General features: G+C 61.0%; 23 protein-coding genes. 8 read left to right on the top strand and 15 right to left on the bottom strand.

The window, feature by feature from the left end; genetic code table 11:
- Positions 1-40: 40 nt before the first annotated feature.
- The 3 genes from PH551_RS01115 to PH551_RS01105 form a co-directional block, all read right to left on the bottom strand.
- The gene (locus PH551_RS01115; RefSeq protein ID WP_097597936.1) at positions 41-385 is read right to left on the bottom strand and encodes a RidA family protein; all 345 of its coding nucleotides are present in this window, start codon (positions 383-385) and stop codon (positions 41-43) included.
- Between the two features lie 72 nt (positions 386-457).
- On the bottom strand, positions 458-796 hold the full coding sequence (locus tag PH551_RS01110) for a protein tyrosine phosphatase family protein (RefSeq protein WP_085778809.1): 339 nt from the start codon (positions 794-796) through the stop codon (positions 458-460).
- A 72-nt stretch (positions 797-868) separates the two neighbouring features.
- A complete protein-coding gene (locus PH551_RS01105) occupies positions 869-1708 on the bottom strand; it encodes a DUF4432 family protein (RefSeq protein WP_285191527.1) in 840 nt (279 codons plus the stop codon).
- A 255-nt stretch (positions 1709-1963) separates the two neighbouring features.
- On the opposite strand from PH551_RS01105, the gene PH551_RS01100 reads away from it, so the two are divergent.
- Positions 1964-3364, top strand: a complete 1401-nt coding sequence (locus PH551_RS01100) for a L,D-transpeptidase (protein WP_085778811.1) — start codon at positions 1964-1966, stop codon at positions 3362-3364.
- Between the two features lie 76 nt (positions 3365-3440).
- On the opposite strand, the gene PH551_RS01095 is transcribed toward PH551_RS01100, so the two are convergent.
- The 6 genes from PH551_RS01095 to PH551_RS01070 all read right to left on the bottom strand — a co-directional run bounded on the left by PH551_RS01095 (position 3441) and on the right by PH551_RS01070 (position 11072).
- Positions 3441-4139 carry a ParA family protein gene (locus PH551_RS01095; RefSeq protein WP_085860059.1) on the bottom strand — a complete coding sequence of 233 codons (699 nt, stop codon included), beginning with the start codon at positions 4137-4139 and terminating at the stop codon, positions 3441-3443.
- 228 nt (positions 4140-4367) lie between these two features.
- On the bottom strand, positions 4368-5522 hold the full coding sequence (locus PH551_RS01090; protein ID WP_085778813.1) for an iron-containing alcohol dehydrogenase: 1155 nt from the start codon (positions 5520-5522) through the stop codon (positions 4368-4370).
- Positions 5519-6904: an aldehyde dehydrogenase family protein gene (locus PH551_RS01085; protein ID WP_285191526.1), complete on the bottom strand. Its 1386-nt coding sequence runs from the start codon at positions 6902-6904 to the stop codon at positions 5519-5521. The genes PH551_RS01090 and PH551_RS01085 overlap by 4 nt, the downstream gene beginning before the upstream one ends.
- Before the next feature lie 205 nt (positions 6905-7109).
- On the bottom strand, positions 7110-8477 hold the full coding sequence (locus PH551_RS01080) for a glutamine synthetase family protein (protein WP_285191525.1): 1368 nt from the start codon (positions 8475-8477) through the stop codon (positions 7110-7112).
- Between the two features lie 148 nt (positions 8478-8625).
- Complete coding sequence (locus PH551_RS01075; RefSeq protein ID WP_285191524.1) at positions 8626-10182, bottom strand: amino acid permease; 1557 nt, start codon at positions 10180-10182, stop codon at positions 8626-8628.
- A 119-nt stretch (positions 10183-10301) separates the two neighbouring features.
- Positions 10302-11072, bottom strand: coding sequence for an N-formylglutamate amidohydrolase (locus PH551_RS01070; protein WP_285191523.1), 771 nt, complete (start codon positions 11070-11072; stop codon positions 10302-10304).
- 177 nt (positions 11073-11249) lie between these two features.
- On the opposite strand from PH551_RS01070, the gene PH551_RS01065 reads away from it, so the two are divergent.
- The 5 genes from PH551_RS01065 to PH551_RS01045 all read left to right on the top strand — a co-directional run bounded on the left by PH551_RS01065 (position 11250) and on the right by PH551_RS01045 (position 16239).
- On the top strand, positions 11250-12122 hold the full coding sequence (locus PH551_RS01065; RefSeq protein ID WP_085778818.1) for a MurR/RpiR family transcriptional regulator: 873 nt from the start codon (positions 11250-11252) through the stop codon (positions 12120-12122).
- Positions 12123-12312: 190 nt separating this feature from the next.
- Positions 12313-13416: an ABC transporter substrate-binding protein gene (locus PH551_RS01060; RefSeq protein ID WP_085778819.1), complete on the top strand. Its 1104-nt coding sequence runs from the start codon at positions 12313-12315 to the stop codon at positions 13414-13416.
- A 70-nt stretch (positions 13417-13486) separates the two neighbouring features.
- Positions 13487-14380, top strand: coding sequence for an ABC transporter permease (locus PH551_RS01055; protein WP_285191522.1), 894 nt, complete (start codon positions 13487-13489; stop codon positions 14378-14380).
- The gene (locus PH551_RS01050; protein ID WP_085778821.1) at positions 14377-15165 is read left to right on the top strand and encodes an ABC transporter permease; all 789 of its coding nucleotides are present in this window, start codon (positions 14377-14379) and stop codon (positions 15163-15165) included. The genes PH551_RS01055 and PH551_RS01050 overlap by 4 nt, the downstream gene beginning before the upstream one ends.
- 12 nt (positions 15166-15177) lie before the next feature.
- The gene (locus tag PH551_RS01045; RefSeq protein ID WP_085778822.1) at positions 15178-16239 is read left to right on the top strand and encodes an ABC transporter ATP-binding protein; all 1062 of its coding nucleotides are present in this window, start codon (positions 15178-15180) and stop codon (positions 16237-16239) included.
- 291 nt (positions 16240-16530) lie between these two features.
- Here the strand turns inward: PH551_RS01045 and PH551_RS01040 are convergent, their stop codons facing one another.
- The 5 genes from PH551_RS01040 to PH551_RS01020 form a co-directional block, all read right to left on the bottom strand.
- Positions 16531-17532 (bottom strand): ABC transporter ATP-binding protein, encoded by a 1002-nt coding sequence (locus tag PH551_RS01040; protein ID WP_285191521.1) that lies wholly within the window; start codon positions 17530-17532, stop codon positions 16531-16533.
- Positions 17533-17542: 10 nt separating this feature from the next.
- Positions 17543-18604: a Gfo/Idh/MocA family protein gene (locus PH551_RS01035; protein ID WP_285191520.1), complete on the bottom strand. Its 1062-nt coding sequence runs from the start codon at positions 18602-18604 to the stop codon at positions 17543-17545.
- The gene (locus PH551_RS01030) at positions 18601-19440 is read right to left on the bottom strand and encodes a carbohydrate ABC transporter permease (RefSeq protein ID WP_097597924.1); all 840 of its coding nucleotides are present in this window, start codon (positions 19438-19440) and stop codon (positions 18601-18603) included. The genes PH551_RS01035 and PH551_RS01030 overlap by 4 nt, the downstream gene beginning before the upstream one ends.
- Before the next feature lie 9 nt (positions 19441-19449).
- Positions 19450-20397: a carbohydrate ABC transporter permease gene (locus PH551_RS01025; protein ID WP_097597923.1), complete on the bottom strand. Its 948-nt coding sequence runs from the start codon at positions 20395-20397 to the stop codon at positions 19450-19452.
- Between the two features lie 219 nt (positions 20398-20616).
- Positions 20617-21876, bottom strand: coding sequence for an ABC transporter substrate-binding protein (locus PH551_RS01020; protein WP_097597922.1), 1260 nt, complete (start codon positions 21874-21876; stop codon positions 20617-20619).
- 519 nt (positions 21877-22395) lie between these two features.
- Between PH551_RS01020 and PH551_RS01015 the strand changes: the two genes are divergently transcribed.
- Both PH551_RS01015 and PH551_RS01010 read left to right on the top strand, forming a co-directional pair.
- The gene (locus PH551_RS01015) at positions 22396-23280 is read left to right on the top strand and encodes a glucosamine kinase nucleotide-binding domain-containing protein (RefSeq protein WP_285191519.1); all 885 of its coding nucleotides are present in this window, start codon (positions 22396-22398) and stop codon (positions 23278-23280) included.
- A complete protein-coding gene (locus PH551_RS01010) occupies positions 23277-24041 on the top strand; it encodes a GntR family transcriptional regulator (RefSeq protein ID WP_285191518.1) in 765 nt (254 codons plus the stop codon). Before PH551_RS01015 ends, PH551_RS01010 begins: the two co-directional genes overlap by 4 nt.
- A 73-nt stretch (positions 24042-24114) precedes the next feature.
- Here the strand turns inward: PH551_RS01010 and PH551_RS01005 are convergent, their stop codons facing one another.
- Positions 24115-24357 carry a type II toxin-antitoxin system Phd/YefM family antitoxin gene (locus PH551_RS01005; protein WP_285191517.1) on the bottom strand — a complete coding sequence of 81 codons (243 nt, stop codon included), beginning with the start codon at positions 24355-24357 and terminating at the stop codon, positions 24115-24117.
- Positions 24358-24387: the final 30 nt, after the last annotated feature.

The raw sequence follows: 24387 nt of genomic DNA, 5'->3' as shown, positions 1-24387 counted from the left end.
GGTTGCCCCACCGGCTTTGAGAGACGGAACTGCGGCGACCTTAGTCGAGCGCAGCCGTGACGATGAACTCGACCTTGTATTTCGGCGCGGCGAGCTTGGCTTCGCTGGTGGCGCGTGCCGGCGGATTGGCCGGATCGATCCAGGCTTCCCAGGCTGCGTTCATCTCGCCGAAATAAGCAATGTCGGAAAGATAGACGAGGGTCTGCAGGATCTTCGACTTGCTGCTGCCGGCGGCCGCCAGCAGACGGTCGACTTCGGCGAGCGCCGACTTGCATTGATCGGTGACGCTTTCGCCCTCGCCCACCTGGCCTGCGAGGTAGACCGTGTTGCCGTGAATGACGGCGCCGCTCATACGTGCGCCGACGTCGATACGCTTAATGCTCATTATCGTCTCCTGGGTGATTGGAAGTGGCGGCGCTGCGGAGCAGCGCCTGAAAATCAGCGTCCCGCACGATGCTCAACTGCGGATATGGTGGGTTTTCTGGTAGATCGCCGTCGAGCGCGCGCCCGAGCGGCAGTAGCCGAGCATCGGCCGTGGAAATTCATCGAGCGCGTCGACCATTCCCTGCACCGCCTCTTCTGTCACGCCCATCGGTCCAACCGGCACGTGGGCGATATCTAGTCCGAGCTCTTTGGCACGCGCCTCGATGACGGAGAATGATGTCTGGTCGGGGCTTTCATGGTCGGGGCGATGGCAGACGATCGATTTGAAGCCGAGCGCCTTGATCTCGTCGAGGTCCTCAAGCGTGATCTGCCCCGAAACCGAATATTCATCGTCGATCTGGCGAATATCCATCGTCTTGTCTCCTCAAAGATCGTGGGCTGATGGTCTACGACGGGAGGCCCGCAAGCGTCAACAACACTTCACTCACAGGAACGCAAAGGTCAGCGCATAGCTGCGGCTTTCGCCTGGGGCGAGCATGTTAAATTCACCGGCCGCCTGAAGCTCGTCGCGCGATACCCAGCGATGCGACACCGGCTCGATGCCGATAATATGAGCGGGCGCCTTCTGGTTTCGCCAGACCTGCAGATAAGGCAGCGTATCGGCGCGAAAGCGCACGCTGAGCGTCCTGCCGCCGATTGCGGCGATCGGCCCGAGCCGGACTTCCGCCAAGCCCTCCGCCGTCGCCGTCGCCGGCACACAGAAGATGCCGCCCGGCTCCTCGCCGAATGTCCAGGGGAAGCCGCCATTCTCCAGCATCCGGCCTTCGAGCCGCGTGCCGTCGTCCAGCCATCTGCCGCCGACATTCATATGGTACATCAGGAAGGTCGGCACCACCTGATCGCTGGTATTGATAACCCGGTCTTCGAGCCGCACCTCGCCGTTCACGCCGTCGATCCGCCACAGCCGCTCGATGCGCTGCGGCAATCCCTCGACGGTGATGATGTCGATATCGGCGCGGCATTCGGCATTGCCATTCTCGTATTTCGTCCACAGGATCTTGGCGGCGTGGCCGGAGGCCGATCCGTGCAGCGGATAGACCTTGCCGTCGGCACGGCCGGCGATCGTCTGGCGATGGCGGATATGATCCGGCCCGCAGGTGAAGAGAAAACCTTCGAGCGAGTGGTCGATTCGCGGATCCCCATCGTCGGGAATGGCGCGCTTTGGCGCGATGTCAACACCGTCGACGATGCATCCGCCGATATCCAGCACCGATGTTTCATCGAGCATCAGGCGCGGCCCGCTTGCAGCGGCAAATTCAATCATCTCGGGTCTCCTCAAGGATTTATCGGCCGCCGTAGCGTTAGGTTTCGCACTGGCCTTCGTCAATCGGCGCCGTTCTCCTCTTGCGCTTTTGCCGCAACCGTGGATTTTGCGGAACGGACACAAGGATGCAAACGTTTATGAGTAAAAGGAAATCTTAGGGATTTTCATATTTTGTTCAGCACGCTTTCATAAATTCCACACTAGCGTCAAAATTCGCGGGTGTGTGTCGGCCAGTCACTGTTCGAGGTGTGAGACGTGAATCGCTTTTTGAAGTCGGCATTTTCGCTTGCGGCCCTGCTGGCAGCCGTTGCGGCTGCAGCACCGCAGGCTGGCGCGCAGCAGTTTCGTGACCGCCGCCAGAGCGATGTCGTGCTGGTCACGCCGAACGGCGAAATCCTCGATTATGTCCCCCGCGGCTTTGCCTATGCTCGCGACCGAAGCGGCAACCGCGTGCTGATCGACGCCTACGGCAACGTCGTCGCCACCGAAATGCGCGCCCGCGGTTACTATCCGCCCCGTTCCCGTCCAGGCGAGGTCTATGCTGACCAAGGCGGCAACGATCCTTACTATGCGGACGACAACCCCTATGGCGACACGCGTTATTCCGAGCGTGGCGCCGTCACCGGCGGCATTCCGCGCGACGCAGCGATCGAGCGCCTGCCGCTCGGCGAGGAGCCCTATCCGGACGATAACAGCATCGGCAATCCGCAGTCGGGCGACGATTACGCCTCGATCGATCCCGATCAGCAGATCCCGCCCGCCGATGCGCCGAAGGCAGCACCCGACGAGCCCGTGATCACGCTGAAGAACAAATCGAAGCCCGAGATCGTCGCGCTGCAGGTCTTCCTCGACCGCGCCGGCATCTCTCCTGGCGTCATCGACGGGCACATGGGTTCGAACGTCACCAAGGGCATTTATGCCTATAATCAGATGACGGGGTCAAATCTTGATCCCAATGACACCGATGCCATTCTGGAAGAGCTGCGCATGAACGGCGGCCTGCCCGTCGTCAGCTATACGATCACGCCGGCCGATGCCGCCGGCCCCTTCGTCGCGGAGATCCCGGAAGATTATTCGCATAAGGCGCTGCTGCCGTCGCTCGCCTATACCTCGACCACTGAAATGCTGGCCGAGCGTTTCCATATGGACGAGGCCTTCCTTAAGGAGATGAACCCCGGCGCCGATTTCAGCGTTCCCGGCACGGTGATCAAGGTCGTCAATCCAGGCGAGATGAAGACCGGCGAGGTCGCCCGCATCATCGCCGACAAGGGGCGCAAACAGGTTTTCGCCTATGACGGCGCCGGCAATCTCATCGCCGCCTACCCCGCTTCGATCGGCTCAACCGACACCCCCTCCCCGTCCGGCACGGTGACGGTCGAGCGCGTCGCGTTCAATCCCGGTTATACCTACAACCCGAAGATCAACTTTCAGCAGGGCGCCAACGACAAGATCCTCAACATCCCCCCAGGCCCGAACGGCCCGGTCGGCACCGTCTGGATGGCGCTTTCCAAGCCGACCTACGGCATCCACGGCACGCCAGAGCCCTCCAAGATCGGGCGCACCCAGAGCCACGGCTGCATTCGCCTGACCAACTGGGATGCAACCGAGCTTGCGAAAATGGTCAAGCCCGGTGTGACGGTCGAGTTCGTCGACTGAGCCAAAGCCAAACTGGTCACAAACGATAAGGCCGCCGGATCGCTCCGACAGCCTTTCTGTTTCAATGCTTGGGTATTCAGGCCGCTGTCGCCATGCGAGCCGAGGCTGTCAACCGAACAGGCACCTTGCGCATGATTTCCTCGGCGAAACAGGTGGCGTTCTCACGCGCCTTGTCGAGATTGCTGACGCGCGTGGGGTCCATGGTCTGCAGCGTGCCGCCACAGTCGAAGATGTCGCGGAAGGCCGAACGTTCGATGATCGCCGTGTCCAGCACCGGCACGTGCCGCTCGCTGAGCAGCGACTTGACGAGCTGCAGCGCCCGCGTCGTCACCATCGAGTTGACCCGGGTCAGCACCACCGAATGACCGATCTTGATGCCCGCCTTCTCGTCCAGATACTGCAGCAGTTCGAGCACCTGCGCGCCTCCGCGCGCATCCATGGCACAGCCTTGGATCGGGATCAGCACGTGATCGGAAAGGCCGACGGCGGTGGCAAGCAGCGGATTGCGGGCCCCCGGCAGATCCACAATGAAATAGTCGGTATTATGCTTGTTCTCGCTGATATGCTGCGGCAGCGAGGCGGTCGTCACGAAATCGATCACCGAAATATTGGGCACGTGCCCCGATATCTCGTGCCAGCGTGAAATCCAATGCTGCGGATCGGCATCCAGAATGGTCACGCGATAGCCCTGACGGGCAAGCTCGGTCGCGAGCAGCAGAACAGCGGTCGTCTTGCCGGCGCCGCCCTTGGTATTTGCGAATGTAATGACTGGCATGTTCGGTCCTCGGAGGAAATGGCGCGAGCCGGCATCGCTCTTGTGCGCACTGTCGGAGCATCGTGCGGTTAACCCATCCTTTACAATCATGGTTAACAAATTGCGAACGCGCGCGGCGAAATTGCAGCCTTTATTTTTCACATCCCTAAAATTCAGAATGTTTCCGAGACGAAAAGGCCCGGAAAGCAAGAGCTTTCCGGGCCGGTCTGCAGGTCCGCCGCGATCTTGTCAGAAGCAATCCTTGAAAAGCGCCTTGGTATTTTCGAGCGTCATCGCCACCGGATTGCCGCCGGCACTCGGATCCTCGATCGCCATGGCCGACAATTCGTCGATGCGGTCGGGCGCGATTCCCATCGCCGTCAGCGTCTCCGGCACGCCGAGCTCGGAACGAAGCGTCAGCACATAGTCGTAGAAGCCGTCAAAGCCGCCCGATATGCCGAGATAGGCGGCTGCACGGCCGATCTTCTCCTCGATCGCGGCGCGGTTGAAGCGCAGCACCGCCGGCATGACAACCGCATTGGTCATGCCGTGATGGGTGTTGTAGACGGCTCCGATCGGGTGCGAGAGCGCATGGATGGCGCCGAGCCCTTTCTGAAAAGCGACCGCGCCCATGGCGGCGGCCGACATCATGTTGGCGCGGGCTTCGAGATCGGTACCTTCCCGATAGGCGCGCGGCAGGAATTCCTTGACGAGCCGCATGCCTTCGAGCGCGATGCCGGCCGACATGGGATGATAGAAGGGCGAGGAATAGGCCTCCAGGCAATGCGCGAAAGCGTCCATGCCGGTGCCGGCGGTGATGATCTTCGGCATGCCGACGGTCAGTTCCGGATCGGAAATGACCACACCCGGCAGGAACTTCGGATGGAAGATGATCTTCTTCACATGCGTGACGGAATTGGTGATGACGCTGGCGCGCCCGACCTCCGAACCGGTGCCCGCCGTCGTCGGCACCGCGACGATCGGGGCGATGCCTTCGAGGCTCGCACGCGTCCACCAGTCGCCGATATCCTCGAAATCCCAGACCGGCCGCGTCTGGCCGGCCATGAACGCAACGCACTTGCCGAGATCGAGACCTGAGCCGCCGCCGAAGGCGACGACGCCGTCATGGCCGCCGTCCTTGAAGGCCTTGACGCCGGCATCGAGGTTCTTCTCGTTCGGGTTCGGGTCGACGTCAGCGAAGATCGCCCGGCCGAGGCCGGCATCTTCGAGGATATCAAGCGCGGTTTTGGTGATCGCCATCGAGGCCAGGCCGCGGTCAGTGACGAGCAGCGGCTTTTTGATGCCGAGGCTCTTGCAGGCGTCGGCCAGCTCCTTGATGCGGCCCCGGCCGAGCTTGACCGATGTCGGATAGCTCCAGTTTGCGGTGATGTTGCTGCTGCTCATGCTGTGACTTTCTTCAGGTGGAAGGATTTCGGACGCGTCAGATTCTGGAAGCCGATGATCGACAGCGAGCCGCCGCGGCCGGTCTCCTTGACGCCGGTCCAGCAGAGCGCCGGATCAAGATAATCCGCGCGGTTCATGAAGACGGTGCCGGTTTCGATCTCGCGGCCAAGCCGCGCCGCCCGCTCGGCATCTTTGGTCCAGAGCGAGGCGGTCAGCCCATACTGGCTGTCGTTCATCAAAGCCAGCGCTTCCTCGTCGCTCTTCACCTTCATGATGCCGACTGCCGGGCCGAAGGTCTCCTCGCGCATGAAGGCCATGGAATGGTCGACATCGACGAGGACCTGCGGCGCGAGATAGGCGCCGCCGTCGTCCTGGGGAAAAAGCTTGGGATCGACAAGCGCCTTGGCGCCCTTGGAAACCGCCTCGGCGATCTGCTCGCGCACCACCTTCGCGAAACGCTTGTTCGCCATCGGCCCGAGCGACGTTTCCGGATCGAGCGGATTGCCGAGCTTGTAGTTCGACACCCAGGCGACCGATTTCTCGACGAAGGCGTCATAGAGCGATTCATGCACATAAATGCGCTCGATGCCGCAGCAGCACTGGCCGGAATTGTAGGTCGCGCCGTCCATCAGGGTGTCGACGGCCGCATCGAGATCGGCGTCTTCCATGACGTACCCCGGATCCTTGCCGCCGAGTTCGAGGCCGAGGCCGGTAAAGGTGCCGGCTGCGGCCCGCTCCATAGAGCGGCCGCCTTCGACCGATCCGGTGAAGTTGACGAAGTTGAAGCTGCCGATGGCAATCAGCGCCGACGTGGTTTCATGATCGAGGAAGACGTTCTGGAACACGTCTTCGGGAACGCCGGCCTCGATGAAGGCCTGCACCAGCCGTTCACCGACGAGCAATGTCTGCGAGGCATGTTTCAGCACCACCGTATTGCCGGCCATCAGCGCCGGAGCGATCGTGTTGATCGCCGTCATATAGGGATAGTTCCAAGGTGCGACGACGAAGACGACGCCGTGCGGCTCGCGCTCGATACGGCGTTCGAAACGATCGCTCTCTTCGACGACGAGCGGGGCCAGCGCATCCGCCGCAATCGATGCGACATAGTTGGAGCGCTCGTTAAAGCCCTTATATTCGCCGCCATACTTGATCGGCCTGCCCATCTGCCAGGCAAGCTCCGGCACGACGACGTCGGACATCTCATTCAGCCGTGCGGCGCCCTTCAGGACAAGCTGGACACGCTCTTCAAGCGGCCGTTTCGCCCAGGCCTTCTGCGCCTTGCGGGCGCGCGCCACCACGTCCTTGGCGGCGTCGAGCGAAAGTGCTGCGCGCTCCGCGTAAACCGATCCGTCGACCGGTGAAATGCATTGGATCATTGCCATGATCGGTTCCTGTCCTCGTATTGATCAAAAATTTCGTCGAGGGCATAGCCCCTCATCCGCCTGCCGGCACCTTCTCCCGCTCGCGGGGCGAAGGGGGTATGCCGCACCGTTTTCCGAACTCTCAAGCGATCCGTGTGGCAAGTCCCCTCTCCCCGTTTTTTACGGGGAGAGGGTTAGGGTGAGGGGCAAAGCCGCGAAATCCGTATTAGGCTCTTTCGAACCCCCGCGCCACTTCCCAATCGGTGATGCGGCGGTCGTATTCTTCCTGCTCCCATTCGGCAGCACGAGTGTAATGGTCGATGACGTCGTCGCCGAAGGCTTTGCGCAGCATCGCCGATTCCGTCATTTCGGTTGTTGCCGCGCGTAGCGTGCGCGGTATTTCGCGAATGTCCTTGCCGCCATAGGCGTCGCCGACGAAGGGGGCTTCGAGCTCCAGCTTGTTCTCGATCCCGTCGATACCGGCGGCAAGCAGCGCGGCGAAGGCGAGATAGGGATTGAGATCGGAGCCTCCGACCCGGCATTCGATGCGGATACCCTTTGTCTCCTCGCCGCAGAGACGGTAGCCGGCAGTGCGGTTGTCCTTGCTCCAGATCGCCTTGGTCGGCGCAAAGGTGCCGGCCATGAAGCGCTTGTAGGAATTGATGTAGGGCGCCAGGAAATAGGTGATCTCGCTCGCATGGGCAAGAAGCCCGGCAACGTAATTGTGCATCAGCGGCGACATGCCGTATTTGCCGGCATGGTCGAAGAACAGCGGCTTTTCCTCGAGGCTCCAGAGCGACTGGTGGATGTGCGAAGAGCTGCCGGCCGCATTGTAGTTCCACTTCGCCAGGAAGGTGATGGCCTTGCCCTTCGACCAGGCGATCTCCTTGCAGCCGTTCTTGATAATCGCATGCCGATCGGCCATGGCGAGCGCATCGGCATAGCGCACGTTGATCTCCTCCTGGCCGGCGGAGGCCTCGCCCTTGGAGTTCTCGACCGGAATGCCTGCGCCCTGCAGTCCGGTGCGGATCGCCCGCATCACCTCTTCTTCCTTGGTGGTCTGGAAGATGTGGTAGTCCTCGTTATAGGCGCTGGCGAGCTTGAGATTGCGGTAGCCCGAGGCATGCGCCGCCTCGTAGCTCTGGTCGAACAGGAAGAATTCGAGCTCGGAAGCCATATAGGCCTTCATGCCCATGTCTTCGAGCCGCTTCACCTGCTTCTTCAGGATCGCGCGCGGCGAATGGGCAACCTCTTCATGGGTGTGATGGTCGAGCACGTCGCAGAGTACCAGGGCCGTACCTTCGAGCCAGGGAATGCGGCGCAGCGTCGAAAGATCCGGCTTCATCGTATAGTCGCCGTAACCCTTCTCCCAGCTCGTCGCCTTGTAGCCGGAGACGGTTTCCATCTCTATGTCGGTCGCCTGCAGATAGTTGCAGCTATGCGTTTCCTTCCAGGCGCTCTCGACGAAATATTCCGCCTGGAAACGCTTGCCCATCAGCCGGCCCTGCATATCCACTTGGCAAGCCAGAACCGTATCGATGCGCCCTTCGGCAACATCCTTCCTGAGGTCGTCGATTGTGTAGCTGCTGCTCATGATTGATCCGCCTGAACTGGAATTGAAGAAAATCGGGGCAACGAAATCGCATGCGCTCGACCTGGTATCACGGCCCGATGCCTTTTCGTTGATCCGGTGATGGGGCCGCAGGATGCGGCCCCGCCACTTGAGAGGGAAGCCTCGATGCTTAACGTTCGCCGCTTTCGCCGACGGCCGCCTCGGCCGCCGCGATCTCGGCCTGGCGCTTCGCCACGTCGGCGCCGATCGGCGGCCCCTTGAAGCGACGGCTCTCGAAGCCGAACCAGACGATGCCGGTGACCACGAGGAAGCCGACGGTGATGTAGAGCGCCCATTCGTTCGGCGGCTGGATGCCTAGAATGAAGATCAGCATCATCGCTATGATCGACAGCACCGCGAACAGCTTGAAGACGCCCTCTCCGAGGTTCCACGGGCCCATTTTGTCCCACTTCGAGGTGCCCCAGGCGAAGAGGCCGAGCGTGATCGGGATCGCGAAGGAGAAGAATAGGAAGATGACCGTGCACGAGACGACGATCGTGTAAACCGGCGTATCCCCGATCGTAACGAGCGACGAGCCCCAGACGAACAGCACCGACAGGATCGATCCCGTCCAGATCGCGGCTACCGGGGTACGATACTGCGGGCTGACCTTCGACAGCGCCTTGGAGGCCGGCAGACCGCCGTCACGCGAGAAGGCGAAGATCATGCGGGACACCGAGGTGACGGTCGCAAGGCCGCACAGCCATTGGCTGACGAAAATCGCAAGATAAAGGAGGTCCTTGACGACCGGGTTCACCTGGCTGTCCATCGCCCAGAAGAACACGTTCCAGCCCTGTTTTGCCGCCTCGTCCATGTTCGGCAGCATCAGCACGAAGGCGCACAGCATGATATAGCCGAACAGCGCCGACCATAGAACCGAGGCCACCATGCCGCGCGGGACCGAATGGGCGGCCTTGACCGTCTCCTCAGATGTATGCGCCGAGGCGTCATAGCCGGTGATGGTGTAGATCGGCAGCAGCAGACCGAGAAGGAAAACCCAGGCGCCCGAGGTGGACGGCCAGACGTTGCCACCGACTTCGCCGGAATAATTGGCGAAGGTGAAGAGACGGCCGAATTCATAGGAGGGCGCCGCGAGAAGGCATACGACCGCCAGCGCGATCGAAGTCGCGAAGATCAGGTAGCCCGAAAAGTCGGTCAGCTTCGCAGTCAATCCGATGCCCATGTGGTTCACCAGGGCCTGAGCGCCGGTGATGATCACCAGGAAGAGGATGCGCACCGTCGTGGAATCCGTCAGGCCGAGGTAAGTTGTGCCGAAGGAGCCCATGAAGAAATAATAGGTGCCGACATTGATGGCGCCGAGCACGGTGACGAGACCAAGCAGGTTGAACCAGGCGGTCAGCCAGCCGGTGAAGCGGTTGCCGAGAATCGAGCCCCAGTGATAGAGGCCGCCAGCCGTCGGATAGGCGGAGCTGATCTGCGCCATGGCGACGGCGAAGACGAGCGAGACGAAGCAACCGACCGGCCAGCCGATGCCGATCGCCGCACCGCCGGCGCCCGAGGTTGCCTGAGCCAGCGAATTGATGCCGCCGGAAAGAATGCAGATGATGGAGAATGATACGGCGAAATTCGAGAATGAGCTCATTCGCCGTTCGAGTTCCTGGGCATAGCCCATCGAATGCAGGATGTGCACATCCTGCTTTTTATCAAGTTCGGTATAATCCGACATGACTTCCCCCTGTTCACGATCGGCCGCGGAATTGCGGCCGGTTCAGTGCCAATTGCCCGCGGCATTTTCGCCGTGCGGACGTCCGCAGATAAACTGCTCCCTCGGGTCTTGTTTTTTATTCAGGCTTCCAAGCTGTGCTGGAGAAGCCCTGTCAGATAGTCGGCCATGACCCCTTGGCCGCCATCGTCTGCGATGAGGTCGTTACGGACCTCGATCATCACATTGCGCAAGCCGTTCGAAAGCCCATGCAGGATCAGCGTGTGGGTCACGCCATCCTCCGGCCCGTAAGGCTGGTTGCGTTCAGTCCTGTAAAGCGGCGCTTCGGCCGCAGCGTCCAACATGCGGTCGGCAAGCCGGCTGTCCTCATCGTGCAATATGCCGAGTTCGACGGCGCGTTGCCGTCCATGATAGATCGGCGTGAAGCTGTGCATCGTCACGATGACGGTATCCTGCCCCCTCGCCCGACGATCGCGGATCAGTCCGCGGATGGCATCATGGAAAGGCACGTAAAGCGCATCGGTGCGCGCCAGACGCTCCTCGGCGCTCAAATCCTTGTTGCCGGGAATGGCATAGATCTCGCTGGTTTCCGGCATGGCGCCCAATGAACTTGGCGGCCGGTTGCAGTCGTAGATCAGCCGGGAGAAGCGCTGGAAGACGAGAGTCGCGTCGAGTGCCTGCGACACGCCGCGGGCAACCGCGAGCGCACCCGGATCCCAGGCGATATGGCTCGACAGCGCTTCGTTGGGCAGGCCTAGATCGCCGAACCGGGCGGGAAGCGTCTTCGAAGCGTGTTCGCAGACGAGCAACACTGGGCTCCGGCCGTCGACGCGTTCGATCCCGACGCAATCGCCATCCGCCTCGCTGAGGATTTTTGGCCGGGCCAGCACCAACGGCGCCACTCCTATCCCTTAATAAAAGCTTTATAGAAAAGAATTCTTCAGCTTTTGGCGACTGTCAAGCAGTCGCTGAAAATTTCTTTTCATGACAGTGGTTGACATGGATTGTGACAGCGTTGTTAACTTTGGTCGGAGGAGTGGCGCCAGACCACCCCCGGGGAGCAAGATCAAGTGACCACTGCGTCGAAGACGGTTTCGGACGTCATACATTCGCATCTCGGCGTGTTGACACGTGCCGAGAAACAATTGGCGGAAAGCCTTCTCGACAATTATCCGGTTTCCGGCCTCGGCAGCATCACCACCATCGCAGAGAACGCCGGCGTTTCTACACCGACCGTCGTGCGGATGGTGCAGAAGCTCGGTTTCAAGGGCTATCCCGATTTTCAGGCGCGCCTGCATCAGGAGGTCGAAGCGACGATTTCCAATCCCATCACCAAGCACGATCGCTGGGCGCAAAACGCGCCGGGCACTCATATCCTCAACCGTTTCGCCGATGCCATCATGGGCAATCTGCGCCAGACACTGACCGATCTCGATACGGCGACCTTCGACAGCGTCGCCTCGCTGCTGTCGGATCGCAAGCGCGGCCTCTATTTCGTCGGCGGCCGCATCACCGGCGCGCTGGCCGAGTATTTCTTCACCCATATGCAGGTCATCCGGCCGGCCACGACACTGCTGTCGTCCAATTCCAGCAGCTGGCCGCAATATGCCCTCAACATGAACGCCGGCGACATCCTGATCATCTTCGATATCCGCCGCTATGAGCAGGAAATGGTCAGCCTTGCCACCGCCGCCCGCAAGCGCGGTGCCGAAATCGTCGTCTTCACCGACCAATGGGCCTCGCCCGCTGCCAAACTCGCACGGCACGCTTTCCGCGTCCGCATCGAAGCGCCATCGGCCTGGGATTCGTCGGTCGTCACTCTTTTCATCGTCGAGGCTCTGATCGAGGCCGTCCAGAATTCCACCTGGGACGAGACGAAGGAGCGCATGAAGACGCTGGAAGGGCTGTTCGAGCAGAGCAGGCTTTTCCGCAAACCGGGTTAAGAGGGCAAGGCTAAAAGAGAGGGAAAAACAAACGCGGACTTGGCGGAAGTGAACGATGCCGTCGCAAATGAAACATCAGTCACAAGCGCCTGCTATTCCGGCAAAACTAACGTCATCCAACCGTCACACAAGCTTCATGTAAGCTGATTAACAGCATCGCCAGACACTGAAAACCCGAAGGAGAACAACAGTGATCTCTAACATTTCTCGACTCCTGTCGCTTTCTACTGCGATGATCGTGGCTTCGACCGCGATTGCCGCCGCAGAACCGAGCGCAGAACTGATCGCCGCCGCCAAAAAGGAAGGCACGCTGACCACGATCGCTCTCCCGCACGACTGGTGCGGCTACGGCGAGGTCATTGCGGGCTTCAAGGCCAAGTACGGCCTCGAGGTCAACGAGCTGAACCCGGATGCCGGCTCGGGTGACGAAATCGAAGCGATCAAGGCCAACAAGGGCAACACCGGCCCGCAGGCCCCCGACGTCATCGACGTCGGCCTCTCCTTCGGCCCGTCCGCCAAGAAGGACGGTCTGATCCAGCCTTACAAGGTCTCCACCTGGGATTCGATCCCGGACACAGCAAAGGATCCGGAAGGCTACTGGTACGGCGACTACTACGGCGTTCTCTCGTTCCTCGTGAACAAGGATCTCGTCAAGGAATCGCCGGCTGATTGGCCCGACCTGAAGAAGAGCGATTACGCAAACAGCGTCGCGCTGGCAGGCGATCCGCGCACCGCCAACCAGGCTGTCCAGGGCGTCTACGCCGCCGGTCTTTCCGCATCCGGCGGTGACGCTGCCAAGGCAGGCGAAGAAGGCCTGAAGTTCTTTGCCGAGCTGAACAAGGCCGGCAACTTCGTGCCCGTCGTCGGCAAGGCCGCTCCCTTCGCGCAGGGATCCACACCGATCATCATCGCCTGGGACTATAACGCGTTGTCTTGGGGTGAAGGCCTGAAGGGCAACCCTCCGTTCGAAGTCGTCGTTCCGAAGACGGGTGTCGTCGCCGGCGTATACGTGCAGGCGATTTCCGCCTTCGCTCCGCACCCGAACGCCGCCAAGCTCTGGATGGAATACCTCTATTCCGACGAAGGTCAGCTCGGCTGGCTGAAGGGCTATTGCCACCCGATCCGCTTCAACGATCTTGCCAAGAACAACAAGATCCCGAAGGAACTGCTCGATAAGCTGCCGCCGGCAGCAGCCTATGAAAAGGCCGTCTTCCCGACGCTCGAAGAGCAAGCGGCAGGCAAGGAAACCATCACCAAGAACTGGGATTCCGTCGTCGGCGCCAACGTTAAGTAAACTCCGATCCGGCCTCCCCGCCCCAAGGGCGGGGAGGTCTTCTCACTCCGATGCCCAGGATGAGCTTTTCATGAGTACCGTTTCAACGCCGATGGTGAGCAGCGCCCCCTTGATCAACAAAGACCGCGTGATCGACTGGCTGGGCATTGCGCCCTTCATCATTTTTTCTCTGCTGTTCCTGATCATCCCCACACTCTATCTTGTGGCGGGCGCATTCCTGACGCCCGAGGGCGATTTCACGCTGAAGAATATCGGCGATCTTTTTACTCCATCGATCATGAGCGCCTACTGGATCAGTATCAAGGTCTCGGTGGCATCCGCCCTTGGCGGCGCGCTGATCGGATTTTTTCTCGCCTGGGCCGTCGTGCTCGGTGGTCTGCCCGCCTCGGTGCGCTCGACGCTTTTGACCTTTTCCGGCGTAGCCTCGAATTTCGCCGGCGTGCCGCTTGCCTTCGCCTTCCTGGCGACGCTCGGCCGCACCGGCCTCTTGACGGTATTCCTGCGGGAATGGTTTGGCTTCAATCTCTACGGCACCGGCTTCAACCTTCTGTCCTTCTTCGGCCTAACCATCACCTATATGTATTTTCAGATCCCGCTGATGGTGCTGATCCTGACGCCGGCGCTCGACGGCATGAAGAAGGAATGGCGCGAGGCCTCCGAGATTCTAGGCGCCACCAACCGCCAATATTGGATGATGGTCGCCCTGCCGATCCTGTGGCCGAGCCTGCTCGGCACCACGCTGCTTCTCTTCGCCAACGCCTTCGGCGCCATTGCCACCGCCTTCGCGCTGACTGGCAGCTCGCTCAACATCGTGCCGATCCTGCTCTACGCGCAGATCCGGGGCGACGTTCTGCACAATGCCAATCTTGGTTACGCCATTGCGCTCGGCATGATCGTCATCACAGGCGTCTCCAACGTCCTTTACCTCATGCTGCGCATGCGCGCCGAGCGGTGGCAGAAATGAAAACACAACGTCTTGGAGCCTGGATCGCCATCATTCTCGGCGCATCCTATTTCATCATCCCGCTGATCGGCACAATCGAATTTTCGCTGCGCATGCGCCGCGGCGAATACAGCCTCGACGCCTATCAGTCGGTTTTCTCGGACATACAATTTCGCGAGACCTTCGGCTACTCCATGCTGATGGCGTTGCTCACCATCGTCTTCGGCATGCTGCTCGTGGTGCCGACGGCCTACTGGGTGCGGCTGCGCCTGCCGCAGATGCGTCCTGTTGTCGAGTTCATCACGCTGCTGCCGCTCGTCATTCCGGCGATCGTCATCGTCTTCGGCTACCTCAGAATGTACAATTCGTCATCCTACTTGCCGCTGACGGGTTCGACGACGGGGACCAACGCCCTGCTGGTCTTCTCCTATATCACGCTGTCCCTGCCATACATGTACCGCGCCGTCGATACTGCCATGCGCGCCATCGATGTCCGTACGTTGACGGAAGCGGCCGAAAGCCTCGGCGCCCGCTGGACGACCATCATGTTCCGCTGCATCTTCCCGAACGTCATGAGCGGCGTACTCTCCGGCGCCTTCATCACATTGGCGATCGTCATGGGCGAGTTCACCTTCGCCGCATTGCTCAACCGTCCGGCCTTCGGCCCCTATTTGCAGCTCGTCGGCGCCAACAAGGCCTATGAACCTTCGGCGCTCGCCGTCATCGCTTTCTCGATCACCTGGCTCAGCATGGGCCTGCTCAATCTCGTTTCCCGCTTCGGCAAAGCCCGCCCGGCAAAGGCTTAAGGTAACCGGCTCATGTCTTTCCTCACTCTGAATAACATCCAGAAATCCTTCGGCCCGGTTCAGGTCGTCAAGAATTTCAACATGAACATCGAGAAGGGCGAATTCATCTCCTTCCTCGGCCCGTCAGGCTGCGGCAAGACCACCGTCCTGCGCATGATCGCCGGCTTCGAAACCCCGACCGGCGGCACGCTGACCATCAACGGCAAGGATCAGAGCGCGCTGAAGCCGAACCAGCGCAATATCGGCATGGTCTTCCAGGCTTATGCCCTGTTCCCCAACATGTCGGTGCATGACAATGTCGCCTTCGGGCTCAAGGTTGCCGGCGCGCCGAAGCCGGAGATCGACGCCCGTGTCAAGGAAATGCTCGGCCTGATCAAGCTCGATCATCTCGCCGACCGTTACCCCTATCAGCTGTCGGGCGGTCAGCAACAGCGCGTGGCACTTGCCCGCGCGCTCGCCGTTAAACCGCAAGTGCTGCTGCTCGACGAACCCCTCTCCGCCCTCGATGCCAAAATTCGCGTGTCACTGCGCGAGGAAATCCGCCAGATCCAGCAGCAGCTCGGCATCACCACTGTCTTCGTCACCCACGACCAGGAAGAGGCGCTGTCGATTTCCGATCGCATCGTCGTCATGAATGCCGGCAAGGCCGACCAGATCGGCTCGCCCTTCGAGATCTACAACAAGCCGGCCACACGCTTCGTCGCCTCCTTCGTCGGCACGCTGAACCTGATCGAAGCCGAAGTCGTGGACCCCGACGCCAATGTCATTCGGATCGGCGATCAGAAGATCACCCTGAAGCAGTCGGTCGCAGCTCACAAGGCCGGCGAAATCATCTCGCTGGCGCTGCGCCCGGAAGCAGGCTCGCTCTCCGACACCGCCAGAAGCGATACGGCGCTGACCGGCCAGGTCGTCTCGGCTCACTTCCTCGGTTCGGTCATTCGCACCCGCATGAATGTCGGCGGCAACGTCATTTCCTTCGACATGTTCAACAGCCCCGGCGTCACCCCGCCGCAGGCCGGAGAAACCGTGACGCTGCGCTTCATGGCTGCCGATTTGCTGATCATCCGCGACTGAGTTCACCAATATAGCTCACGCAAAAGGCGCCGCGAAACGGCGCCTTTTCATTGTTAGGAATGATCGAGGAGAGGTCGTGACCGCCTGAAACACCCGGCGCGGTGTGCCTCTCTACGCCAGGGGCAAGTTTAGCTTGACCACTCTCGGTCATCCCAGGCCTTGAAAGGCCGAGCATGCCGGAGTGTGGGGTTGGCTGGTGGAACAATCGCGCGCAGACCCTCATGTCAGGAATGCCATCTGCCAGTGAACCCACAATGCCGGCCTATCGCCAAACAATTGACAATGCCCCTCTCACCGAATCGCCCGGTCGTCCGCGTCAAAGCGATGCACACGCGCTTGGTCCGGCGTCGCATAGACGATCTCATCGGGCTCATACTGGTGCTCGCCGAAAAGGCGCGCCGTCAGCAGGCCGCACTGCTCGGATTCCAGATAGATGATCGTGTCGGCGCCGAGATGCTCGACATGCACTACCTTCGCACGCCACGTCCCCTGCTCGCGCGACAGCGTCATGTGTTCGGGACGCACGCCGATCGTCTTGGCGCTATGATCGCCCACCTTTTCGCCGGGGACGAAATTCATCTGCGGCGAGCCGATGAAGCCGGCGACGAAGACGTTGGCCGGGCGGTTGTAAAGCTCCATCGGCGAGCCGATCTGCTCGATCGAGCCGGCATTCAGCACGACGATCTTGTCGGCAAGCGTCATCGCCTCGACCTGGTCGTGGGTGACGTAGATCATCGTCGCCTTCAGGCCGCGGTGCAGCCGGGCGATTTCGAGCCGGGTCTGGACGCGCAGCGCCGCGTCAAGGTTGGACAGCGGCTCATCGAACAGGAAGAGTTCCGGCTCGCGCACGATGGCGCGGCCGATGGCGACGCGCTGCCGCTGGCCGCCGGAGAGCTCGGCTGGCCGCCGCCCCAGATAAGGCGCAAGCGAGAGCATGCCGGACGCCTTGCCGACCCGCTTGTCGATCTCGTCCTTGGCCGTTCCCGCCTGTTTGAGGCCGAGCCCCATATTGTCCTTGACCGTCAGGTGCGGATACAGCGCATAGGACTGGAACACCATGGCGATGCCGCGCTTGGCCGGCGGCGTCAGCGTCTCGTCGCGGCCGTTGATGACGACGGCGCCCGAGGTCACGTCCTCGAGGCCGGCGATGCTGCGCAACAGCGTTGATTTTCCGCAGCCGGACGGCCCGACGAAGATGACGAATTCGCCATCCTCGACTTCGAGATCGATGCCTTTCAGCACCTCATGCGTGCCATAGGTCTTGCGGATGGATTTGAGTTGAAGCGATCCCACTGTGTTTCCCTTACAATCTGACCGGCTGGCCGGTACGCACGCTCTCGTCGGCGGCAAGGCAGATGCGCAGCGACGCCACCGCATCCGCCATATGGCGATCGAGGTTCAGATCCTCGCGGATCGCCCTCAGCATGAAGGCCTGTTCCAAGTCGCAGAGCGCCTGATGACCGGGCTCGCCTGTCATCCTCATATCCTGGTCGGGCCTGATGAATTTGCCGTCCGGGCCGGTTTCAGCCGTGTGCAGACGGATCACCGAGGTCTTGGTGTGCGTGTCTATATCGTCGGACTTGGCATTCGGATCCATGACGATCGACACTGCGCCCTTCGGCGACATTACATCCTTCACGAAAAAGGCTGTCTCCGAGATCATCGGTCCCCAGCCGGCCTCATACCAGCCGACCGAACCGTCCTCGAAAAGCACCTGTAGGTGGCCGTAATTATACATGTCGGCGGCGATTTCATCGGAGAGACGCAGCCCCATGCCGCGCACCTCGACGGCTCTCGCATCGGTGATCTGGCACATGACGTCGACATAATGCACGCCGCAATCGACGATCGGCGGGGTCGTGCGCATCAGCGACTTGTGCGTCGCCCAGGTCGGACCGCTGGACTGCTGGTTGAGGTTCATGCGGAAGACGTAAGGCGGGCCGAGCTTGCGCGCTTCCGCTATCAGCTTCATCCAGGACGGATGATGGCGAAGGATATAGCCTATCACCAGCTTGCGCCCCGCCTTCTCCGCTGCCGCAACGACCCGCTCGGCATCGGCGACGGTGGTCGCCAGCGGCTTTTCCACGAAGACATGACAACCGGCCTCGAAGGCGGCGACGGCATAATCGGCATGGCTGTCGGAATAGGTGTTGATCGAGCAGAGATCCGGCTTCAGCTCCGCAAGCGCCGTCGCGAAGTCGGGATGAACAGTATAGCCCTGCAGCGCGGGCTCCAGCTCCGGTGTCGAGCGATTGACGAGACCGACGATTTCGAAGCCGGGATTGTTGTGATAGGCGAGCGCGTGGCTGCGGCCCATGTTGCCGAGGCCCGCAACGACGACGCGGATCGGTTTCTCCTGGTTCATTTGACTGCTCCCGACGTGATGCCGCGGATCAGCTGCCGCGAGAAGATGACGTAAAGGATCAGGATCGGTAGGATGGCTAGCGACAGGGCCGCCAGCACCGCATTCCAGTTGGTGACGAACTGGCCGATGAAGATCTGCGAACCGAGCGTCACCGTCTTGGTGCTTTCGGCAGGCGCCAGGATCAGCGGAAACCAGAGGTCGTTCCAGATCGGAATCATGGTGAAGACGGCGACTGTCGCCATGGCCGGGCGCACCAGCGGCAGCACCAGGCGGAAGAAGATCGCATATTCGGAAAGCCCATCGATGCGCCCGGCGTTCTTCAGATCGTCCGAAACCGTGCGCATGAATTCCGACAGGATGAAGATCGCCAGCGGTATGCCCTGCGCGGTATAGACGAGGACGAGCGCCGTCAGCGTATTGACGAGACCGGCCGCCACCATGCCCTGCAGGATCGCCACCGTGCCGAGGCGGATCGGGATCATGATGCCAATCGCCATGTAGAGCCCGAGCAGCAGATTGCCGCGGAAGCGGTATTCAGACAGAGCGAAGGCAGCCATGGCGCCGAACAGCAGCACCAGCAGGATCGAAACAACAGTCACAACGAAACTGTTCTGGAAATAGGTGGCGAAATCGCCCTGCCCCAGCACCGTCTGGTAGCCGACGAGGCTGAAGGTCGACGGCGTCGGGATCATCAGCGGTTCGCGGAAGATCGAGTTGCGATCCTTGAACGAGTTGACGATGGTCAGGAACACCGGAAACAGCGCGACCAGCGTATAGGCGCCGAGCGCCAAGTGCACGAGGCCGGTGCGGATCGGAGATGTGCGTGCCTTGGACATGCGCGCTCCTCAGAACTGGTAGCGACGCATGCGCCGCTGGATGACGAAGAGATACAGCGAGACGCCGGCGAGAATGATGAGGAACATCACGGTCGCGATCGTCGCACCCATCGAGCGGTCACCGAGCTGCAGCTGGAAACCGAAGAAGGTGCGGTAAAGCAGTGTGCCGAGAATGTCGGTCGACATGTCGGGTCCGGCAAGCGCGCCCTGCACCGTGTAGATCAGGTCGAAGGCGTTGAAATTGCCGACGAAGGTCAGGATCGAGATAATGCCGATCGCCGGCAGGATGAGCGGCAGCTTGATCTTCCAGAACTGGGCCCAGCCGGTGACGCCGTCACATTCGGCCGCCTCGATCACCTCTTCGGGAATGCTAAGCAGCGCTGCATAGATCAGCATCATCGGAATGCCGATGTACTGCCAATTGGAGATCAGCGACACGGCGATCAGCGCCGAACCGGGCTTGCCGAGCCACGGCGCGAACAGGAATTTCAAGCCGATGAGGTCGAGCATCCAGGGCGCCACACCCCAGATCGGCGACAGGATCAGCTTCCAGATGAAGCCGACGATGACGAAGGAGAGCAGCGTCGGCAGGAATATCGCCGTGCGGTAGAAGGCGACGCCTCGCAGCTTCGGTACCGAAAGAAGGGCTGCGAGCGCAATGCCGATCGGGTTCTGCACGCACATGTGGATGGCGAAGAAGATCACGTTGTTGACGAGGGCATTCCAGAAATCATGCGCCCAGCGCGGATCGCCGAACAGCACCTTGAAATTCGCAAGCCCGACGAAGGCCGGCTGCCCGTCGACAGTGTTATAGAGCGAGAGCCTCAGCGTTTCGATCAGCGGCAGCACCATGACAGCGGAGTAGACGATCACCGCAGGCAGCATGAAGATGAAGATGTGCCAGCGCACCGGGCGCTTGATCGGGACGATATCGGCCGCGTTGTCGGTTTCGCTCATGGCTTTTGCCTGTTCTTGTCGCCTCGCCGCAATCTTGCTGGCGCAGATGGAAAATGTTGCGCCTCACCCGAACTCTCTGCGGTTGGCAAGAGAGGGAACGCCCCGCTGGGGATGCAATAACGGGCTGGGAGGTCGCTGCGAGTCTCCTTCTCCCCGCAAGCGGGGAGAAGGTGGCCGGCAGGCCGGATGAGGGGCCGCAAACGCCACCCCTGATCGCATTCACTTGGCCGGCTTGTACCAGCTATCGAGGCCCTTCTGCAGCTTCTCGGCGGCGACCTGCGGCGTATCGGTGCCGTTGATCACATTGGCCGATTCGACCCAGGTCTCGTTCTCGAGGTTCGGCGTGCCGCGCGACAGGATCTGGTAGGTCGAGCGGACGGTCGACTTGTAGGGGCCGCGCCAGGAAACGAACTCCTGAGCGAGCGGATCGGACATCTTCACCGGGCTGGAGTTCAGGCTGAAGAAGCCCGGCAGCGCGTTCGCATAGATATCGGCGAATTCGGGCGAAGCGACCCAGCTGAGGAACTTCTTGGCTTCCTCAGGATGCGTGCTCTTCGCGTTCAGGGCGACGCCGATATCAGGATGATCGGAAATATAGCCCTGGTCGCCTGCCTTCGGAACCGGCGGCGGGAAAGCGCCCATCTTGAACTGCGCCTGCGTGTTGAAGAGCGCGATCTCCCACGAACCGGCCGGGTAGATGGCGGCGCGGCCCAGCGTGAAGAGGTTCTGGCTGTCCGAATAGGTCTGGGCTTCGAAACCATCGCCGAGATAAGGCTTCCACTTGGCAAGCTCTTCAAAGGGCTTGACCCATGCGGGATCGGTCAGTTTCTGCTTGCCTGCGATCAGGGCTAGGCGGCCCTCTTCACCCTTCCAGTAGTTCGGGCCGATGTTCTGGTAGCCCATGGTAGCGGCTTCCCAGAGATCCTTCGTGCCCATGGCGAGCGGAATATAGGTGCCATCGGCCTTGATCTTGTCGAGGGCTGCGTAGAACTCGTCCTGCGTCTTCGGCACGGAGATGCCGAGCTTGTCGAAGGCATCCTTGTTGTAGATGAAGCCGTGGATGACCGAAGCCATCGGCACGCAGAAGGTGGACTTGCCGTCGTCGGTCGTCCAGGCAGCCTTGGCGACCGGCGAGAAGTTCTCCATACCCGACAGGCTGGTGATGTCGACGAGCTGCTTCTTGTTGAAGAGTTCGAGCGAGGCGTCGAACGGACGGCAGGTAATAATATCGCCTGCGGAGCCGGCATCGAGCTTGGCGTTCAGCGAAGCGTTGTATTCGGTCGGCGCTGTCGGCGAGAAGACGATCTTGATGCCCGGGTTTTTCGCTTCGAACGCCGGAATGATCTTCTCCTGCCAGATCTGCAGGTCGTCGTTACGCCAGCTTTCGACGGTCAGCGTGACATCGGCCGCATGGACGAGACCTGCCGAGGTCAGCAGGCTTGAGGCAAGCAGCAGGCTTTTCAGAGCAGTGTTTTTCATTTCCCTCTCCTGTTTTTAGCGCCGAGGCGCCGTTTTCGATCTGAAACAAGCAATTGGCGCGCCTGAGGAAACGCCCAATGCCCCTTGGAGGGCCGCCAGCAACTGCCGGCCCCGAAAGCTCGATAGGCCGAAGGCGATCGCCTGCGGTCCGGCTGCGCACCCTGCAGATAATCTGCACCGCGCGATGACTGAGGGGGAAAGCTATGGATCCCAAATTATCCGCGAGCCTACCAAGCCGGCGGATCATTCTCCGATCATCTTCGAAGCGGGTCCGGCTTGGCTTTGCTGCCGGGTTTCGTGGGCTTCGAAATGCTGTTCCCTTTTTCCGAATTAAGGCCAAAAAAATACCAATTGTCCAGATGAAATTTAACTTTTCGGCCTTCAAAAATTCGTTAAAAAATTTTGTTGAGCAAAATCAATGCGATAAAAAGATAAATTTTCGCTGCCGCCCCCACTTGGTAAATGGTATTTTTTTGGTATTGTAAGAAAATCCAAGGGGAACGGCGTATCGGAGGCCCGATGACGGAGCTTGCAATCGGCATAGACGGCGGCGGGACGAGCTGCCGGGCAGCGGTCGCGGATAGAAACGGCAACGTCCTTGGCCGCGGTAAGGCAGGCCCTGCCAATATTCTGTCCGACCTGGAAAACTCCCTGCTCAACATCGTCCAATCCGTCCGGCAGGCGCTCAGCGACGCTGGTCTCAACGCTGAAGCCCTATCCTCCGTTGTATCGGTCGTCGGCGTCGCGGGCGCCAACGTCTTGGACTACGGCAAACGAATCGAAAGAGCCCTGCCCTTTGCCCAAGGCTGTGTCGTCACCGATGCCTTGATCTCCCTACAGGGCGCGCTCGGCGATGCCGACGGCATCGTCGGCGCCTTCGGCACCGGTTCGGTCTACAATGCGCGAAGGGATGGCCGGCTGAAGGGCATCGGCGGCTGGGGCTTCGTTGTCGGCGACCAGGCAAGCGGCGCCCGCCTCGGCCGTGACCTCATGGAACGGTCGCTACTCGCCCGTGACGGGGTGCGCCCGGCATCGCCGATCACCGAAGCGGTCATGATCGAATACGGCAACGACCCGGAGCAGATCGTCAATTTCGCCCATACGGCCCGGCCAACGGATTTTGCCCGTTACGCGCCCATGGTCTTCAAGCATGCGTCAGAAGGCGACGTCGTCGCGGTCGGTATCGTCAGGGACGCCGCAACGGCGATCGGCGAAAGCCTCGACGCGCTGCTCTGGCCGGAATGCCCGTCGATCTGCCTGCTCGGCGGTCTTGCGGAAGCTTACGAGCCCTGGCTTTCCGAACGCTACAAGCCGCTGCTCGCCAGGCCGAAGAACGATGCCCTGCAGGGCGCGGTGGAACTCGCGGTCAAGCTCCTCAACGATCAGCAGAGAGGTGCGGCATGACCGACGATCTCGCCACCCTCCTGTCTTTGCAGCGCCTGCAGGCGGCGGGTACCGGACCCCTCTATGTCAAGCTGCGCCGCACGCTCGAAGAAGCCGTGCGCACCGGCACGCTCGGCCAGGGCGATGCGCTGCCGCCGGAACGCGACATCGCCGAATTTGCCGCCGTCAGCCGCGTCACCGTCCGCAAGGCGATCGACGAGCTCGTCGCCGATGGCCTGCTGGTGCGCCGCCACGGCTCGGGCACCTTCGTCGCCAAACCAGTCTCCAAGGTCGAGCAGCGCCTGTCGCAGCTCACCTCTTTCACCGAGGACATGGCGCGCCGCGGCATGTCCTCCCGCTCCGAATGGCTGCACAAGGGCGTGCATACCCCCTCGCCCGACGAAATGATGATCCTTGGCCTACCCGCCGGCATGAAGGTGTCGCGACTCTCGCGCCTGCGCATCGCCGACGACCAGCCCTTGGCAATCGAAAACGCCAGCGTCTCCGGCGAATTCCTGCCGGACCCCTCCGCCGTCACCAATTCGCTCTATGCCGAACTGGAGCGCCTCAACGTACGCCCGGTACGCGCCGTACAGCGCATTTCGGCGACTAACATGAAGGAGGCCGACGCCCAGCTTCTCGGCGTTCCTGTCGGTGCGGCCGGCCTGTCGATCGAGCGTATCTCCTACCTCGGCTCCGGCCGCGCCGTGGAATTCACCCGCTCGCTCTATCGCGGCGATGCCTATGACTTCGTGGCCGAGCTGACGATCGGCGTGAGCTGACGGCTTGAGGCTATCCAAATTATACGGATAATTCGGGGATCGAAGGCTGGAAACCTATCAAGCAGAAGCAAACTCAACCGATCCCTTTCCAGACAGCGAGGGCGCCCTCGTCGATCGGCTCAAAGAAATCCGGCCCGTCTCCAAAGACTTGTCCTTTGAGCAGGCCAATTTTGAAGGAGGATCGTACAACCGGAACAAGCTTCACCACGGGCTTGCGCCCTTTGGTGATCACCACTTCCTCACCGGAAAGAGCGGCATCGATCAATTTCGACAGACTGGCCTGTGCGGCTCGGATGGTTACTTGGGCTTCCCTCACCTACCTAAGGATGCATTCCATCATCACTTC

This window comes from Rhizobium atlanticum (genome assembly GCF_030182485.1).
Lineage (GTDB): Bacteria > Pseudomonadota > Alphaproteobacteria > Rhizobiales > Rhizobiaceae > Rhizobium.
The sequence above is the reverse complement of the archived record's forward strand: the minus strand, read 5'-3'. Positions and strand labels throughout refer to the sequence as shown.

Bases quoted from the DNA above. Each gene is read 5' to 3' on its own strand.
- PH551_RS01015 (WP_285191519.1), top strand. From the start codon at position 22,396: ATGACGGAGCTTGCAATCGGCATAGACGGCGGCGGGACGAGCTGCCGG.
- PH551_RS01045 (WP_085778822.1), top strand. From the start codon at position 15,178: ATGTCTTTCCTCACTCTGAATAACATCCAGAAATCCTTCGGCCCGGTT.
- PH551_RS01080 (WP_285191525.1), bottom strand. From the start codon at position 8,477: ATGAGCAGCAGCTACACAATCGACGACCTCAGGAAGGATGTTGCCGAA.
- PH551_RS01050 (WP_085778821.1), top strand. From the start codon at position 14,377: ATGAAAACACAACGTCTTGGAGCCTGGATCGCCATCATTCTCGGCGCA.
- PH551_RS01075 (WP_285191524.1), bottom strand. From the start codon at position 10,182: ATGTCGGATTATACCGAACTTGATAAAAAGCAGGATGTGCACATCCTG.
- PH551_RS01085 (WP_285191526.1), bottom strand. From the start codon at position 6,904: ATGGCAATGATCCAATGCATTTCACCGGTCGACGGATCGGTTTACGCG.
- PH551_RS01090 (WP_085778813.1), bottom strand. From the start codon at position 5,522: ATGAGCAGCAGCAACATCACCGCAAACTGGAGCTATCCGACATCGGTC.
- PH551_RS01030 (WP_097597924.1), bottom strand. From the start codon at position 19,440: ATGTCCAAGGCACGCACATCTCCGATCCGCACCGGCCTCGTGCACTTG.
- PH551_RS01105 (WP_285191527.1), bottom strand. From the start codon at position 1,708: ATGATTGAATTTGCCGCTGCAAGCGGGCCGCGCCTGATGCTCGATGAA.
- PH551_RS01035 (WP_285191520.1), bottom strand. From the start codon at position 18,604: ATGAACCAGGAGAAACCGATCCGCGTCGTCGTTGCGGGCCTCGGCAAC.
- PH551_RS01110 (WP_085778809.1), bottom strand. From the start codon at position 796: ATGGATATTCGCCAGATCGACGATGAATATTCGGTTTCGGGGCAGATC.
- PH551_RS01095 (WP_085860059.1), bottom strand. From the start codon at position 4,139: ATGCCAGTCATTACATTCGCAAATACCAAGGGCGGCGCCGGCAAGACG.
- PH551_RS01055 (WP_285191522.1), top strand. From the start codon at position 13,487: ATGAGTACCGTTTCAACGCCGATGGTGAGCAGCGCCCCCTTGATCAAC.
- PH551_RS01115 (WP_097597936.1), bottom strand. From the start codon at position 385: ATGAGCATTAAGCGTATCGACGTCGGCGCACGTATGAGCGGCGCCGTC.
- PH551_RS01010 (WP_285191518.1), top strand. From the start codon at position 23,277: ATGACCGACGATCTCGCCACCCTCCTGTCTTTGCAGCGCCTGCAGGCG.
- PH551_RS01020 (WP_097597922.1), bottom strand. From the start codon at position 21,876: ATGAAAAACACTGCTCTGAAAAGCCTGCTGCTTGCCTCAAGCCTGCTG.
- PH551_RS01025 (WP_097597923.1), bottom strand. From the start codon at position 20,397: ATGAGCGAAACCGACAACGCGGCCGATATCGTCCCGATCAAGCGCCCG.